Origin of the sequence: Carboxydothermus islandicus, from assembly GCF_001950325.1 — a bacterium.
GTDB classification, from domain to species: Bacteria; Bacillota; Z-2901; order Carboxydothermales; family Carboxydothermaceae; genus Carboxydothermus; species Carboxydothermus islandicus.
Window position 1 is genome coordinate 1 of sequence record NZ_BDJL01000008.1, and the last position, 15848, is coordinate 15848.

Below are 15848 nucleotides of genomic sequence, written 5' to 3' on the forward strand. Positions count from 1 at the left end.
TTATCTTTTGTTCCTGCTCCTTAAAACCGCTGTTTTTCGCCCTACTTTGGGGTAATTTTATTTTTGGGTTTGTGTTTATACCTTATTTGGCGCGGTTCTCTCAACTTAGCAATTTACTCATATCTAGATAGCTTAATAGGATAAAAATTTTTTAAAGGTGTTTTCACATCTGGAAGTAACTTAAATCTTTTGCTTATTTTTTCGCTAATATCTCTATAATTATCACTAATTTGTTTTGCAGTTAAATCGTAGTAAATCATATTTTCAAAGAAAGTTTCTGCATCTAATTCATATTTTAAATTAATTTTTCGAATGTACAGCGGTAAATAAATAGAATAAACAGCAAATTTGACACCAAAATTTTGCAATTCTTTGATTTTGTATTTATAAAAACCAGCAATTTTTTGCTCAATCACAAAAATCAACCCCTTAATTTATACTATTTGACTAATAAATATTAATTTTTCATACTTTATAATACTTTATTTATGGGCGCAAAACTACCTAAGAGTTCTTTTATTTGCCCATTTGAAAATTTTACCTTAAGAACTACATCTCCATCTTTCGGCTTAACTTCTAATACAACTCCTTGCCCAAATTTTTTGTGGATTACCTTTTCCCCCGGACGAAAAGTACCGGTAGTAGGAATAGTCTGCTTTGAAGTTACCTTTGGCCTAGCCTCCAAAAGATTTTCAATTAACTCTTCGGAAATCTCATCTAAAAAGCGTGAAGGTTCGTTATAATCGGTACGGCCATAAACCGTCCGCCGCCAGGCCCGGGTAAGATAAAGCCTCTTTTGCGCCCGGGTAATACCTACATAGCAAAGCCTTCTTTCTTCTTCAAGTTCCTGGGGATCAATACTGAAAATGGCCCGACTGTGAGGAAATATCCCTTCCTCCAGACCAACCAGAAAAACCACCGGAAACTCCAAACCCTTGGCAGCATGGAGGGTCATCATCTGTACCCGGTTTTCGCCACCTTCTTCGGTATCCGCATCGGTTAAAAGGGATATGGTTGCCAAAAACGCCTCTAAAGACTTATCTTCGCTCTCCCGCTCAAACGCCTGGGTTACGGTTAAAAACTCGTTTAAGTTTTCAATTCTCGCCCTTGCTTCCATGGTATCTTCCGCTTTTAACGCCGGTAGATAACCGGAACGTTCCAAAATTTCTTCGGTAAGTTTGGTAACACTTACCCTGTCCTTTAATTCCCGAAACCAGAGGAGCATTTCGCCAAATTCCTTTAAAACCTTCCTGGTTTTCCCGGAAACCAGAGCCAAAGCTTCATCCCTTAAAAGCAATAACCCTATGGGCAGTCCAGTTTCGTCGGCATAAGCTTCAATTTTAGCAAAGCTCGCCTCACCTATACCTCTTTTAGGTTCATTTATAATTCTTTTTAACGATACTTTATCGTAGGGATTATCTACAACTCTAAGATAGGCAATAGTATCTTTTATTTCTTTTCGGTCATAAAAGCGCTTGCCATCAAATATTACGTACGGAATACCTCTTTGCATAAACGCTTCTTCAAAGTCTTGGGATAAGGCATGGGTTCGGTACAAAAGAGCAATATCTTTGTAATTATACTCGCCGCTTTTCACCAAAGATTCGATGGTTAAAGCCACAAACGCCGCTTCATCTTTTTCATCAATTGCCGGGTAAAAATAAACGGGGTGACCCGGTTCTTTAGCAGAAAAAAGCTCTTTTTCCTTGCGCATCCGGTTGTTGGCAATTACCGCGTTAGCCGCATCGAGGATTTTCTGGGTTGAACGGTAATTTTCTTTTAAGATCACCACTTTTGCTTCCGGATAGTCCCGTTCAAAATTTAAGATATTGGTAATATCCGCTCCCCGCCAGGAGTAAATGCTCTGGTCAGGGTCGCCAACTACACAGAGATTGCGGTGTTTTTGGGCTAAAAGATTTACCAGCCGGTACTGAGCGTGGCTTGTATCCTGGTACTCATCCACCAGAATATATTTAAACCGCCGCTGGTAGTATTCAAGAACGTGAGGATAATTTTCAAATAGTTTTACCGCATAATAAAGTAAATCATCAAAGTCAAGGGCATTATTTTTATTAAGCTTTTCCTGGTACATATTATAAATTATCGCCACTTTTTCTTTAAATAAGTCATCGGCATCGTCACTATACTGCCGGGGAGAAATAAGCTTGTCCTTGGCCGAGGAAATATGATAGGCAATAGCCTTGGGAGCAAAACGTTTATCGTCAATATTTAGCTCTTTTAAGCACTCTTTTATTACCTGTATCTGGTCTTCCTCATCATAAACGGTAAAATTCCGGCTAAAACCAAGTTTTTCAATATCATTCCGTAATATCCTTAACGCAAAAGAATGAAAAGTAGAAATCCAGATTTCCCGGGCACTTCTTCCAACTAAATATTCCACCCGTTCCCTCATTTCTTTTGCAGCTTTCTTGGTAAAAGAAATAGCCAAGATTTCAGAAGGCTTAGCCTTTTTTTGGAGAAGTAAGTAGGCAATACGGTAAGCTAAAACAAGAGTCTTCCCTGTACCAGCTCCGCCAAGTATCAAAAGAGGACCAAATGCATGAGTAACCGCTTTTTTTTGGGCAGGATTTAAAATTGCCATATCATAAATATTCATTCTTACTACCCCTTTTAAAAAAATATGATTAAGTAATGTTTTACTTTACTAAATTAACCCTTCTACCTTCACTTATTAACTCATTAAACAAATTTAAATAATCTTTTACTAAGCTTTTTAATTCACTTGTAACTTTTAGATAATTCCATTCACCTTTAAGAAATTTCCTAACTCTTTCCCCGGGAGGTAACTCAGCAAGTTCATTGTACTTTCTTCTTACTTCATCTTTGTGTTTGGATAAGTTTGCTATTAACCTATCAAGTAAAACAGTCTTTAAAGAAGGATTAAAATACTTTTTAAAAAGCCCCATAAAACCATATTCTCTGCGCAGAGATTTAATTTTGTTTTCTTGCTCCATTAAATACTGTTGCGAGCAAGCATTAATAAGGTCACCAAGCTTAACTTCTGCTTGTTGTATTTTTTGAAAGATTTCATTAAATTTTTTATATTTTATTTCATTTGTAAACATTTTCCCTAATAATGCTCCACCTAAAGAGCCAACAACTTTACCAAGAGCTGCCCCAATTGGCCCGCCAACACCAAATCCAAGAGCTGCCCCAATAGCTCCACCTATACCTCCTCCAAAGCCTACTCCAGCTACATCCAATCCAATATTTTTCAATGAAGTCAAAACATCAGTATAATTTTTCATTAATAAATTAAATTCTCGAGCTGAAGCAAACAATAAAGTTACCACCGGAATATGAAAATCAAAAGCATGGAGATCATGAATGCCATCAAGGGTCGAAATGGTAGCTTCTTTAACATCAAAATAGCTTAAATTTGGGTCAACAAAAACATCTTTATGAACAGCTGCAACATCAAAATTTTCAATGTTTGTAATAACCGGAATATTGTCATATTTATCAAAATGGTCACTAATAAGGCTTTCATTTAAAGTTGTTTTTATTTGTATTGGATGACCATCTACAAGAAGATCGTACCCTGCATTATTGGGGTCTGCTGGAAATTCTACATGATGGCCTTGCGCAATTAAATCTTGCGCTACTTTTTGCTCGCCAACATATCCAACCAGCCTATTTATTGCTCCTTCTAGAGAATCGTGGTCTAAACTTTCAAAATGGTCATGGATATAACTTAACAGGTCTTTATAGCTATCGATATTTCCCCCGGCTGAAAACTTTATAGCTTCTAAAACGGTAGAATCTATTTTGGTTAATGCTTCTATAGCATCATAAGTTGCGGTTGCTCCCACCAGTCCAAGTAAGCCTGGCTCTATATCAGCAATTCGCGGCATTGACTGGATTATTTCTTTTCTTTCTTCTTTGCTTAACTCTTTCCAGGGCTTATTTAAAATGCTATTATATTTAGCCCTTAAGATATTGGCTCTTACAAGGCCTAAGCTAATAAGCACAAAAACCCCTGCACTTAAAGCAATCTCTAAAATATAAATCACCCCTCATTATAAAATAAAAACCCTTCAGCTAAAACCGAAGGGTCATAAGAACCTGCCCCCCGGCAGCTGGCTGGCATAGCAAGACAACCTGCTTTAGCCCCTATAGCTTTGCGCCCCCGGCTTTCGCCAGGTTTGCCTTTATCGGGAGAGAATTTTTATCTTTTTTTAATTAATTTTAACCAATTTTCTTTGGAAATTTTGACGATTTATGTCGATTAATAAGTTTTATAAAACTATATCTTGCGGTTTTCTACCCAGTATTTTAAAAGGAATTCTGTATTATATATATATCGAGAATCAATTAATGAAAGTCTACTATTACTTAATCCACTTTTAATATACCCTTTTAATTGGTCGACAGAGCCACGATAGGTAAAACTTGCAGCCCGGGGATGCCCTCCGCCACCAAAAATGCTGGCCAGTTTATTTACCCGCACCCCACCGTTTGAACGAAGGCTTACACGATATTGTGCTGTTCCTGCAGGAGAAACAACTGCTACCATATCTACCAGTAAGGTTTTAAGAAGGTGATTTGCTATATCCGAAAGCCATTCCTGATTTAGCCATACAGGCACGTTTTTTAAAACTACCCAGCGTACTTTCTCAACTTCTACTTTCTGTAAAGCTTTTTCCTTTAAGCTGTTGAGGTCTTTAATTCCTTTTGTGACTAAATTTATTTCTTCTGAAGAAAATCCTTCATAATTTGCAATGATTTTTTCAACAATACCGTTTTTTTCTATAAGTAAGTCTAAAAATCTTTTTCTTCCCAATTTCTTGAAGATCAAATGAAGCTTTAAAGCATTATCCCAGTCTTCATCCTCCAACTGCCATAAATCTCTTACTTCCACGTACTTTATCAACTTTTTCAAATTTCCAGGAGCCCCAATATTTTCCCAGAAGAGGGTAGAAGCTGATTTGTTGACATCAACAATATAGCCGTTAATCTCAGCTTTTTGTGAATACTGACAAGAATCTTCATGATGGTCGAAATAGTAAATCTCCTCAGCTCCCTTCTTAGAAAATTCTTTTGCCAGCACAGGTAATCCAAGGTCAGTAATGAAAACTCTTGCCTTTTCGCTACTTCTAAGATTTTCTTTATAGAAATTAAACGCTTCAGTAGGCGAACCAAAAGCAAGTACTACTCCATCAGGATAAAGAGTTTTAAAAAGGTACGCACATACAATGCCATCTAAATCCGAACCGTGAGTTAGATTTAAATTTAAAATATCATTTCCAGAGACATAGTAATTCCTTTCAAACATTTCTTCCGCCTCCCCCATGTTTTATTGACAATACTAGAATAAAACATTTGGAATAAAAAATTTTTTCCAAAGACTCCTGCCCTTCCCCCCTAAACTTAAAACCCCCTGAAGCTTTTTCAGGGGGGGTTAAGTTTTAGCTTTTAAAGAAGCTTTTCAAAATATCTTATACTTCCGGTACCTCTTCAAAAAATCCGTGGCCGGCGGGGCTAAACTTCATTAAGCGAGAGTTCGGGATGTTTTTTCGCAGGATATCGGAGTTTTCGTGGCGCAATATCTGATCTTTCATCCCGGTCATGATTAAGGCTGGGACGATGATTTTAAATCATTTAAACTGTCAAAGTTCAAAATAGCATTTAGCTTGCGGAAAAAGCCTTCCCTGGAAATGGGAAGTTTCATGTAACGCTCCACAAATAAATCAATTACCTGTGGGTACTTTTTAATTGTTTCTTCACAGAAGATTAAGTTAGCTGTTTTGCGGGCCCGCTCCTCCAGGGAAGTATCTCCCCAGAGAAGAGCCTGGGAAGGTATCCCGTGTTTTACTCCGCAAAAAGTACAGCCCAGTACCAGTTTTTCTACCCGTTCCGGATATTTAATGGCAAAAATCTGGGCAATCATCCCGCTTATCGAAATGCCAAAAATGTGAGCTTTTCTATTTTCAAGACATCCAGAAGTTCCTTTAAATCATCGGCATTGGTTTCTATAGTCCAGGGCTCTTCAGGGCAGTCGCTTCTACCTGCTCCCCGGTTGTCCGGTAAAATGAACCGGAAGTCCTCACTCATCTCAAAGACAAACCGATCGCTCCACCAGTCCGCATTGCCTCCTAAACCCATGATGCAGAGAAGCGTGGACCGCTTCCGTGTTCTTTATAAAACATCCGAATGCCGTTAACCTCAGTGTTTTGCACTGAAAGTCATTCATTTACTTCAAGAATTTAGCTTATCGAATAAAGTTCTAAATCAAAGCCTTCTTCCTTTTTGTAACGGTTAAAAATGTAGTGCCGGTAATTTACGTATTCGTCATAATTGCAAAAGATACCGGCTTCCTTGAGGCCTTCTTCAAGGTCTTTTATGGAAGGCGGACAGCCTTTTAAAGCAATAGCATGTTTTATATTGGGGTTATCTTTGTTTAATTCACAGACACATTTGCCAAATAAAACGGTATAGTCAAAGCCCGGTGACGCGAGCTGCCTTTTACCGCTTACCACTTCCACATTGGGGAAAGGCTTACCTTTAAAAGCCGACATAAACATTATAAGCATGGGGTTATACATTCCCGAACAGCCGGTACAGAGGGAACTATCGTATTTTCTGATGGCAAGTCCGGTTATACCCCTTTTGGCAAAACCAATGGGTCCTAAATCCCCCTCCTGCCATTCCCAGTCGTAATCAATAAATTGCCGGTGGGCGTTAAGATCTTCACCTCGAATTTCAAGATTTTGCAGGTCAAGGCTTCTCCCAGTTAGACCGGCAAAATAGCGTAAATGCTCTATTTTCTCTGCCCGGTAACCCATGATTTCTGCTCCTACAATATCAGCCGCTAAAATATCCGTCGAGGCAATAATTAAGTTTTTGCGATAGGCTTTGCCGGTAGGACCCGGACCTTTTTCCAAGACAAAAACACCGTCAATTATAGTTAGAGCAACAGGTAGCCGGGTAGCTAAATGAGGAAAGGTATGTTCTAAATCCCAGTCTTTACCGTGGCAGTGGGTTTTGGAACGGCGGTTAATGGTACCTTTTAGATTTTTAATCCCCAGGGAAACTTTGCACTGGTTGTGGGTTTTTAAGACCGGAAGGTTAATGATTTTATCGGCTTTTAAAGCTCTATTGGCTACCGAAAGCTTAATGGGGCCAAAATCTATTTCCGTAAACTTTTCTTCATTAAAATCTACCAGCTCCACACCGTACTTTTCCGCCAGCTTTTCATAACCCAAAACCTTAAAAATTTGCCTTCCCATGGGGCGAGGGTTCATAAGAGAACCCTCGCCGATTGTCAGCCGGCTAAATCCTTCTTCTTTGAGAATTCGAACCAGCGCCGCCATAACCGCCGATGTTGTCACGACCCCAAAGGGCGGAAAGGGCAGGTTAAAATCCCAGGAAACCAAGTTGGGCTTTATTAAAATTTTGTCATCTTTTTTTAAACCCGAAAGGCCATCACAGAGTTCAAGGGCTTTTCTCAGGGAGTGATACGCATCCTCAAACTTTACAATTGAAACCACCGGTTTAGTCAAGATTTCTCACCACCAAGCTTTTTTAGTTCTTCCTCCCGCAGTAGACGGCGTAAAACTTTACCAACGGCAGTTTTCGGAAGTTCGGATCTGAATTCCACCAGGCGCGGCACTTTGTACCTGGCCAGGTGAGCATTGCAGAATTCAATTACTTCCTGCTCCGTTAAGGTTTCACCCTCTTTAACCACAATATAGGCTTTGACCGTTTCTCCCCGGTAAGCATCGGGTACACCCACGCTTCGGGACGATTCCAGTAACCTTTCATCACCTGCGGTCCTTTTACTACCAGCTCGCCAATTTCTCCCGGCGGTAAATCTTCCCCCGTTTCTAAATCAACGATTTTAGCAAGGGTATCGGGATAGGCGCTGAACCGCTGACGCAAAAATAGATGGACTTTAAGTCATACCTGGCTGATTGGTGCACTCATAAATCTGGATGATTCTATATCCGGCATTAATTCCTCCATTTTTATCTACTTATCTTCTTTTTATCTACTTATCTTCTGTCAAAAAAACCGGAGGCCGACGTTCCTTTATAGCGTTTAATCCTTCCCGGTGGTCATCGGTAAACTGCGCTATGGCAAAATGAGAAGAAATTAAGTCTAAAGCAGCTCTTAAATCCATCCTTAACCCCTGATAAACCGCTCTTTTTATCATTCTAATCGCCACTTCCGGCCCTTTTACCAGCCGTTCGGCAAATTTATACGTCTCCTCCAGTAATTTATCATCAGGATAAACCCGGTTTACCAGTCCAAGTTGATGTGCCTCCCTGGCATCAATAAAATCTCCGGTCCAGAGAAGTTCCAAAGCTTTTGCAATACCAATAAGACGGGGTAAGAAGTAAGCTCCTCCATCCCCCGGAACCAGGCCCAACCTGATATATCCCTCGGAAAAGCGGGCAGATTCCGCAGCAAAACGCAGATCACACATCAGTGCCATATCAAGCCCGGCTCCCACCGCCGTACCATTGATAGCCGCAATGACCGGTTTATCGATTACTTCCCATAACAAAAGCGGTATTTTCTGAATATGCTTCCAGATAAGATTTTTACTGGCAAGAGGAGTGCTTTTAGCTGTTTTTTCCAGTAATTCTAAATCTCCACCGGTGCAAAAAGCTTTGCCCTTCCCGGTTAAAACAATAACTTTTACAGCGTCATCCTGCTGGCATTCCTGTAAAAAATTAACCCAACGGTCAATCATTTCTAAGGTAAAAGCATTCATTTTTTCAGGACGGTTTAAGGTAATAGTGGCAATACCCTCTTTTTTTTCTAATAAAATTTCCTGAGCGCTCATCTTTCCCCCCCTCGGACAATTTTAATTACGGTTAGCCTTACGGTAGCCCAGGGCATCCTGGGCTAAGATAAGCTTATGAATATTGCTGGTTCCTTCCACTATCTGGTAGTACTTGGCATCGCGAAAATAGCGCGCTACCGGGTACTCTTCCGAATACCCGTAGGCACTAAAAATTCTTAAAGCATAATCGGCACATTTGCTGGCGGTTTCACCGGCAAAAAGCTTTGCCATTGATGTTTCCCGGGTATTTGGTACTCCTTTATCTTTTAGAAAAGCCGCCCGGTAAGTTAAAAGTCGAGCCGCTTCAATCTCCACCACCATCTGGGCAATCCAGTCCTGGATCATCTGAAACTGGCCAACTTTTTGCCCGAACTGTTCCCGGGTGTTGGCATATTCAACAGCAGCATCCAGGCAGGCCTGAGCTACCCCAACCGCTCCAGCGGCTGAAGCAAGCCTGGTATCATCTAATTGCTGCATGCAAATTTTAAAACCCTGCCCTTCCTGCCCTAATAAGTTTTCTCCTGGAACCCGGACATTTTCAAAAGTAATCGCCCCCACCGGTGACGCCCAGTTTCCCAGTTTTTCCTCAATGGGTTCAACAGTGATACCTTCGCTGTTTAAGTCCACAATAAAAGCCGACATCCCTTTGGCCCTCCGGGTTGGGTCGGTATAAGCATAAACCAAAGCAATATCCGCTACCGGCGCCAGGGAAATCCACATTTTGCTCCCGTTTAAGATATAATAGTTCCCATTACGGATAGCTTTTGTGGTCATTGAAGCTACGTCAGAACCAGCATTGGGTTCAGTAATAGCAAAGCATCCTATTAAAGCACCACTGACAAGACCGGGTAAATACTTCTTTTTCGCTTCTTCGGTTCCGTAACGGTAAATAGTAACTCCAGGACCTAAAGTATTGGCAGCAAAGATAATTCTAAGAGAACTGTGCACCCGGGCTATTTCTTCACAGAGGATTGCTACCGCTAAATACCCCTGACCATTACCCCCGTATTCTTCAGGAATAATGCACCCTAAAAATCCAAGCTCCCCCATTTTCTGCACCAGGTCCCGGCGAAAACGATGAGCTTTATCATCGGCATCAGCAGAGGGTTTTACTTCTTTTTCGGCAAATTCCCGTGCTAAACGCTTAATTGCCAGTAAATCCTCCGGTAAATCAAAGTTCATGCTCCTCACTTCCTTAACTTTTTTAAAAAAATTCCTCTGGCCGCTTTATTTGGTGTGTTTAATCGTCGATATTTTACTTCGTTTAATTACTTCTTTAATTACCTCCGCCGCATAAACCTCCGGTGGCAGGTCTTTTAATGCTCCTTTTTCTTTGGCAATGGGCGTTCTTACTGCCCCCACAATTACCGCATCACGCATTTTCCCCCTCCCCTTTTACCGGCCTTTAAAATTCGGCGGCCGTTTTTCAAAGAAAGCAGTTCTTCCTTCCACCGCATCTTCACTGCTAAACGCCACTTTGGAACCTTCTTTCTCAATTTTTAAACCTTCTTCTATTGAAGTATCCAGCCCTAAAGTTACCGCCTTTAAAATTTCCCGCATAGCAATGGGCGCCCCTTTGGCAAGCTTAGCTGCCAGCGCCCGGGCTTCTGTCAGTACCTGGTCTTTAGGTACAACTTTATTTACCAGCCCGTACCTTAAGGCTTCTTCAGCGGTTATAGGCTCTCCGGTAAGCATTGCTTCCAACGCTCTGGTTTTACCAATTAACCGGGGTAACCTCTGGGTACCTCCCCAGCCGGGGATAATTCCCAGTTTTACCTCGGGCAGAGCCATGGAAGCATCGTCTGCTAAAATGCGCAGGTGACAGCTTATTGCTAATTCGGTTCCTCCGCCGTAGGAGCTACCGTTTAGCGCTGCAATCACCGGCTTGGGGAAAAGCTCAATTTGCCGGAAAAGAGCACTTCCTTCCACTTCCGGTAAAATTCCTTTAGCCCGGTCAGCAAATTCCGTAATGTCAGCCCCGGCACAGAAAACCTTGCTTCCTTCCCCGCTAATTATTACCGCCCGAATCTCGGGATTTTTCTCAATTTCCTGCAAAGCTTTTTGTAAATCTTTTAAAACTTTCTGGCCAAGAGCATTTACCGGCGGGTTGTTTAGGTAAATAACGGCATAACCGTCCGCAACCTCAAATTTAATTTTTTCAAATTCCACCGCAAATCTCCCCGCTTTCTATTTTTTCTCCTGGGTGTAATCATAAAAGCCTTTACCAACTTTCCGGCCCCATTCTCCTTTAACAAATTTCTCCACTACAGTAGGCGATGGCTTCATAGCAGGATCCCGGCTTTCCCGGTATCTTTCCATTTCAACGTAATAAGTAAGGTCGATACCGGTTAAATCCATTAACCTAAAGGGTCCCATCGGGTGACCAAGGCCAAGTTCCACCGCAGTATCAATATCCTTATAATCGGCTATTCCTATTTCATACAAATAGAACGCTTCAGCCTTAATAGCCGCTAAAATGCGGTTTACCAGAAAGCCGTAAATTTCTTTTTGCAGTAAAACCGGAACTTTGCCCATTTTCCGGGCTACTTCCATCGTCACTTCTGCAGTTTCATCGGCAACATGAGGTCCTTTAACCACTTCAACCAGTTTCATGACCAGAGCTGGGTTAAAGAAATGCATATTTAAAACTTTTTCCGGGCGTTTGGTAACATCGGCAATTTTGGAGCTGACAATGTAGGAGCTGTTGGTAGCTAAAATGGCATGGGGAGGGGTAAGTTCATCAAGCTTTTTAAATAATTCCCGCTTGACATCCAGCTTTTCAATTACCGCTTCAATGACAAAGTCCACATCTTTGCAGGCTTCCTCCAGACTCAAGGTAAAAGTCAGGTTCTCTTTAGCTTTATTAGCTGCTTCCTCGGTAAGTTTTCCTTTCGCCACCCTTTCTGGTAAGTAGGTTTCCACAAATTTTTTGGCCTTGTTTAAAATTTCTTCGTTAATGTCGGTACAGGTGACTTGATAGCCGGCCAAAGCTGCAGCCAGAGAAATCTGGTGACCCATGTTGCCGGCCCCAACAACACAAATTTTTTTAACTTCCATAAAAGATACCTCCCTTTTGTTCTTTTTCACTGCCAGCAATTACTTTTGCCAGCTTTATTTCTCTCCTTCAAGGACTTTAAACTTATAACCATAGCGGATTACATCTTCTTCCGTGTAAATTTGCCGCAAAACCATCTCCACCGGCATCCCAATTTTAATTTCTGCCGGTACCGGTTCGGTCAATTGAGCTATAATCCGGGGACCTTCCTCCAATTCCACCAGCACCACCGGATAAGCTCCCCGGTATGCCGCTTCTTCGGAAAATTCCGGAGGCGCTCCCGCTCCAGCAATAACGGTATAGGAATAAATTTTGCCGCGCCCGCTTAATTGCACTTCGGTAAAATTATCCAGCGCCCCGCAGGATTTACAGCCAGCCTTGGGGGGAAAAATTATTTGACCGCAGTTGGAGCATTTTAAACCTACCAGGCGGTATCTCTGTTTTACCGCCCGCTGGTACATAGGGATCGAAATATGCGCACCCATGGCTTCACCCCTTATAAATACCTCTTAACTCTGAGGTACTGAATAAAATTTAAATATTTTTTCCCTGAGGCAAGCTTTTCTCGAACCGGCACTCTATTTGCTGGTTTTTTCACAGTTAAACTAAAAGCTATCACCCCGGCGCCGGAACCATAAGTGGTTACAATTACTTTTTCTCCCGGTTTAGCCCGGTCCAGAACTGCCGCCAGACTTAAAAAGGGAGAAGCAGCACCGGTATCACCCGTATTTTCGTAAAGCAGGCCTGGCAGCATTTGTTCGTCAGTAAAACCAAGTTTTTTGCCAGCTTTCAGGGGAAGGCGGCTTTCAATTTCGTGAAAGACAGCATAATTGTAATCAGCCGGCTTTAAATTTTCTTTTTCCAAAAGTTCGGTTACCGCCTTTGCTATCAACTTTTGATAGGCCTCACCGGTAAAGGTTTTAACGCCAATATCTTTTATTTCACCGCTGCCAGCTTTGCGAAAACGTTCGCCTAAATTTTCCTGGACCAGAGCTACAAAGTTATCTACCACAGCCAGAGGATTTTCTGTTCCCAGGATAAAGGCAGCACTGCCTGCAGCCAGTCCGTGCTCAATGGGGTCTTTAACATTTGCCCTGGGAGCATCAGCCACGATAACCAGAGCTTTTTGGCCAAAGCCTCCTTTTACTAAGCTTACTGCCGTTAAAAAAGCCTCACCGCCGGCCCGGGTAGATTGGCCGTATTCAGCTGAAAATAGATTTTTTTTAAGTCCGAGCATTTCCGCAATACTGCCGGAAAGCAATTTTTCACTGTAAGGTGGACTGGTGGAAGCCCAGGTCAAAAAGGAAATTTCTTCAGGATTTATACCTTCAAAAAGAGCATCCCTGGCAGCAGCTATACCCATCGTTAGCGAATCTTCATCAAAATCGGCAACTGTTTTCTCACTGAAGTTTGCTCCGCAGTTGCCCAGGGCTTTCTGGTATTCGCTCCTGGTTATTCCAAGGCCGGGGAAATAGGTGCCGTAACTTACTATCCCCACTTCCATCGCTACCCCTCCCTCCGGTAAATAAACACCGCTGCCGTTCCTCCGGAACCGCCTACATTGTGGGACAAGCCTACTTCGGCATTTTTTATCTGGCGCTCTGGATTTTTAGCCCTTCCCAGGAGCTGGTTAAACACTTCGTAAGCCTGACCGCAGCCGGTAGCTCCAATGGGATGGCCTTTACTTTTTAGTCCGCCACTGACATTTACCGGAAGGCGTCCGCCAAGGTAGGTCTCCCCTTCTTCCAAAAGCCTAATCACCTCTCCCTTTTCGCCAAAGCCAAGGTCCCCGTAAGCTAAAATTTCAGCAATAGTAAAGCAATCATGCACTTCCGCAAAATCAATTTCTTTTGGAGTTATCCCGGCCATCCGGTAAGCTCTGGTGCTTGCCTGCCGGGTGGCTTTAAAACTTGTAATACTGTCTCGATCCTGCAAAGCCAGGTAATCGGAGCCAATTCCATAGCCGATGATAAAGACTGGATGGTCGGTAAACTCTTTTACCCGGTCTTCACTGCAAAGTAAGACAACCGCTGCTCCGTCACTGGTAGGTGAGCAGTCCCACACCGTAAAGGGGTCAGCTACCGGTGCTCCCTTTAACACCGTTTCCACCGTTATTTCCTGTCTGAATTGAGCCTTGGGATTCATTTTGCCGTGATAGTGGTTTTTCACCGCTACTTTGGCCAGCTGCTCCCGGGTAAGGCCGTATTCCTCCATATAGCGCCGGGCAATTATAGCGTAAATCCCGGCAAAAGTTAAGCCTGCCAGTCTTTCAAACTCGGTATCGCCGGAAATCCCAAGCCAGTATTTGGCTTTGGTCGAAGAAACATCCCGCATTTTTTCAACTCCGGCTGCAAGAGCAACATCGCACTGTCCGGAAGCAACCGCATTAATCGCATTATATAAAGCAAATCCCCCCGAAGCACAGGCATTTTCCACCCTTACCGCCGGAACATTGGGTAAACCCACATGTCCCATTAATAAGGGAGCAAGCTGTCCTAATTGAAAACCACTGCCAGCACTTAAAGAACCAATAAAGGCCTGCTGGATTTCATGGGGGGCAATCCCTTTATCGACACTCTCTATTGCTTCCTTAAAAGCCATAGCAAAAAGCTCTTTAACCCCCAGCTCGGGAAAATCGCCGTAGGGAGTTTGCCCGGCTCCAATGATGGCTACCCGCCGCATGCAAGCCACCCCTTTATTACCCCAGTTCCTTTAAAATCTGGGAGGCTATGATATTCTTCTGAATTTCCGAAGTTCCTTCATAAATCCTGGTAATCCGGGCATCCCGGTAGTATCTTTCAATGGGAAACTCTTTCATATAACCCATGCCGCCAAAAATCTGTACCGCTTTATCGACCACCCGGCCGTACGCTTCCGAAGCAAACAGTTTGACGGCAGCGGCCTCTTTAATGACCTTTGCTCCCTGGTCCACAAGCCAGGCTACCCGGTAGGCAAACCATCTGGTTGCTTCAATATCTACGGCCATTTCCGCCAGCATATGCTGAATAGCCTGGAAAGACGAAATAGGCTTACCAAACTGGACCCGCTGCTGGGCATACCGGGTAGACAGTTCCAAAAGTTTTTGCATGGAACCAACACAGCGAGCAGCCAGTCCTACCCGCCCTTTAGCCAGGATTTTCAGGGCATTGATATAACCTTCGCCGACATTGCCCAGGACGTTTTCTTCCGGAACTTCGCAGTCTTCCAGGATAATTTCCGAGGTATGAGAACCTCGCAGTCCCATTTTTTTCTCAATAGTTCCCACTCTAAAGCCCGGAAAGTTCTTTTCGACAATAAACGCCGTTATCCCACCTTTAGCCCCTTTGCTTTTATCGGTTACCGCAATAATGGTAAAGACATCGGCATCGGGACCGTTGGTGATAAAATGCTTTACCCCGTTTAAAATATAGCGGTCTCCCTTTTTAACGGCTGTTGTTCTGATACTTGCGGCATCAGAACCAGCCTCGGGTTCAGTTAAAGCAAAGGCAGCTAATTTTTTCCCCGAGGCAAGGTCAGGTAAATATCTTCTTTTTTGTTCTTCGGTGCCTAACTCCACGATACCGGTGGTACCAATACCGGTATGCGCACCAATTAAAGTGGTAAAACCATTGGCGGTACGTCCAAGTTGCTCATAAATAATACATTTGCCCAGCATGCCAATACTGCCCACACCGCCATACTCTTCCGGGATGCTCAAACCAAAAAGCCCAAGTTCTCTTGCTTTCTGGATAATCTCCTCCGGCACCCGGTCTTCTTCATCAATTTGCTGGCTGATAGGGTCGACTTCGTTATCCACAAAATCCTTGACCGTCTGCACCATCATTTGCAGTTCTTCACTGATCGTAAAATCCATAGCACCCCTCCCTCTTGCTTTTTTGTTTTATATATGAAATAATTGTCTTATATATAGTATAACGGGATTTAAATTTTTATGTCAATAATTTTGCAATAAATTTAAAAATTTTCTGACAATTTCGCTTT

The 15848-nt window shown here is 42.7% G+C and carries 19 protein-coding genes and 1 riboswitch; all 19 genes read right to left on the bottom strand.

The window, feature by feature from the left end:
• Positions 1 to 113: 113 nt before the first annotated feature.
• Complete coding sequence (locus ciss_RS02300; RefSeq protein WP_075864706.1) at positions 114 to 416, bottom strand: hypothetical protein; 303 nt, start codon at positions 414 to 416, stop codon at positions 114 to 116.
• Between the two features lie 56 nt (positions 417 to 472).
• A complete protein-coding gene (gene pcrA, locus ciss_RS02305; protein ID WP_075864707.1) occupies positions 473 to 2617 on the bottom strand; it encodes a DNA helicase PcrA in 2145 nt (714 codons plus the stop codon).
• A gap of 40 nt (positions 2618 to 2657) precedes the next feature.
• A complete protein-coding gene (locus tag ciss_RS02310) occupies positions 2658 to 4034 on the bottom strand; it encodes a PDDEXK-like family protein (protein ID WP_075864708.1) in 1377 nt (458 codons plus the stop codon).
• Positions 4035 to 4092: 58 nt separating this feature from the next.
• Positions 4093 to 4181: riboswitch (cyclic di-GMP riboswitch) on the bottom strand.
• 86 nt (positions 4182 to 4267) lie between these two features.
• Positions 4268 to 5296, bottom strand: a complete 1029-nt coding sequence (locus ciss_RS02315) for a DHHA1 domain-containing protein (protein ID WP_075864709.1) — start codon at positions 5294 to 5296, stop codon at positions 4268 to 4270.
• A 163-nt stretch (positions 5297 to 5459) separates the two neighbouring features.
• Positions 5460 to 5591: an alpha/beta fold hydrolase gene (locus tag ciss_RS13775; RefSeq protein WP_143298456.1), complete on the bottom strand. Its 132-nt coding sequence runs from the start codon at positions 5589 to 5591 to the stop codon at positions 5460 to 5462.
• Between the two features lie 2 nt (positions 5592 to 5593).
• Positions 5594 to 5911, bottom strand: a complete 318-nt coding sequence (locus tag ciss_RS02325; RefSeq protein ID WP_075864710.1) for an alpha/beta fold hydrolase — start codon at positions 5909 to 5911, stop codon at positions 5594 to 5596.
• 5 nt (positions 5912 to 5916) lie between these two features.
• Positions 5917 to 6129 carry an alpha/beta fold hydrolase gene (locus ciss_RS02330; protein WP_268874189.1) on the bottom strand — a complete coding sequence of 71 codons (213 nt, stop codon included), beginning with the start codon at positions 6127 to 6129 and terminating at the stop codon, positions 5917 to 5919.
• A gap of 98 nt (positions 6130 to 6227) precedes the next feature.
• Entirely contained in the window at positions 6228 to 7523 is a 1296-nt protein-coding gene (locus ciss_RS02335) for a DUF362 domain-containing protein (protein WP_075864712.1), read from the bottom strand.
• Positions 7520 to 7756 (bottom strand): AMP-binding enzyme, encoded by a 237-nt coding sequence (locus ciss_RS02340; protein ID WP_075864713.1) that lies wholly within the window; start codon positions 7754 to 7756, stop codon positions 7520 to 7522. Before ciss_RS02340 ends, ciss_RS02335 begins: the two co-directional genes overlap by 4 nt.
• Positions 7684 to 7902, bottom strand: coding sequence for an AMP-binding protein (locus ciss_RS13900; protein WP_075864714.1), 219 nt, complete (start codon positions 7900 to 7902; stop codon positions 7684 to 7686). Before ciss_RS13900 ends, ciss_RS02340 begins: the two co-directional genes overlap by 73 nt.
• Before the next feature lie 109 nt (positions 7903 to 8011).
• Positions 8012 to 8812, bottom strand: a complete 801-nt coding sequence (locus ciss_RS02350; RefSeq protein WP_075864715.1) for an enoyl-CoA hydratase/isomerase family protein — start codon at positions 8810 to 8812, stop codon at positions 8012 to 8014.
• A gap of 21 nt (positions 8813 to 8833) precedes the next feature.
• Complete coding sequence (acd, locus tag ciss_RS02355) at positions 8834 to 9994, bottom strand: glutaryl-CoA dehydrogenase Acd (protein WP_075864716.1); 1161 nt, start codon at positions 9992 to 9994, stop codon at positions 8834 to 8836.
• Between the two features lie 45 nt (positions 9995 to 10039).
• The gene (locus tag ciss_RS13090; RefSeq protein ID WP_077177400.1) at positions 10040 to 10192 is read right to left on the bottom strand and encodes a thiolase family protein; all 153 of its coding nucleotides are present in this window, start codon (positions 10190 to 10192) and stop codon (positions 10040 to 10042) included.
• A 15-nt stretch (positions 10193 to 10207) separates the two neighbouring features.
• Positions 10208 to 10981, bottom strand: a complete 774-nt coding sequence (locus tag ciss_RS02365) for an enoyl-CoA hydratase-related protein (protein ID WP_075864717.1) — start codon at positions 10979 to 10981, stop codon at positions 10208 to 10210.
• A gap of 18 nt (positions 10982 to 10999) precedes the next feature.
• Positions 11000 to 11869, bottom strand: a complete 870-nt coding sequence (locus tag ciss_RS02370) for a 3-hydroxyacyl-CoA dehydrogenase family protein (RefSeq protein WP_075864718.1) — start codon at positions 11867 to 11869, stop codon at positions 11000 to 11002.
• Between the two features lie 54 nt (positions 11870 to 11923).
• Positions 11924 to 12352, bottom strand: coding sequence for a Zn-ribbon domain-containing OB-fold protein (locus ciss_RS02375; protein WP_011344636.1), 429 nt, complete (start codon positions 12350 to 12352; stop codon positions 11924 to 11926).
• Positions 12353 to 12363: 11 nt separating this feature from the next.
• The gene (locus tag ciss_RS02380) at positions 12364 to 13371 is read right to left on the bottom strand and encodes a hydroxymethylglutaryl-CoA synthase (RefSeq protein WP_075864719.1); all 1008 of its coding nucleotides are present in this window, start codon (positions 13369 to 13371) and stop codon (positions 12364 to 12366) included.
• 2 nt (positions 13372 to 13373) lie between these two features.
• The gene (locus tag ciss_RS02385; protein WP_075864720.1) at positions 13374 to 14549 is read right to left on the bottom strand and encodes a thiolase domain-containing protein; all 1176 of its coding nucleotides are present in this window, start codon (positions 14547 to 14549) and stop codon (positions 13374 to 13376) included.
• A gap of 16 nt (positions 14550 to 14565) precedes the next feature.
• Positions 14566 to 15720 (bottom strand): acyl-CoA dehydrogenase family protein, encoded by a 1155-nt coding sequence (locus ciss_RS02390; RefSeq protein ID WP_075864721.1) that lies wholly within the window; start codon positions 15718 to 15720, stop codon positions 14566 to 14568.
• Positions 15721 to 15848: the final 128 nt, after the last annotated feature.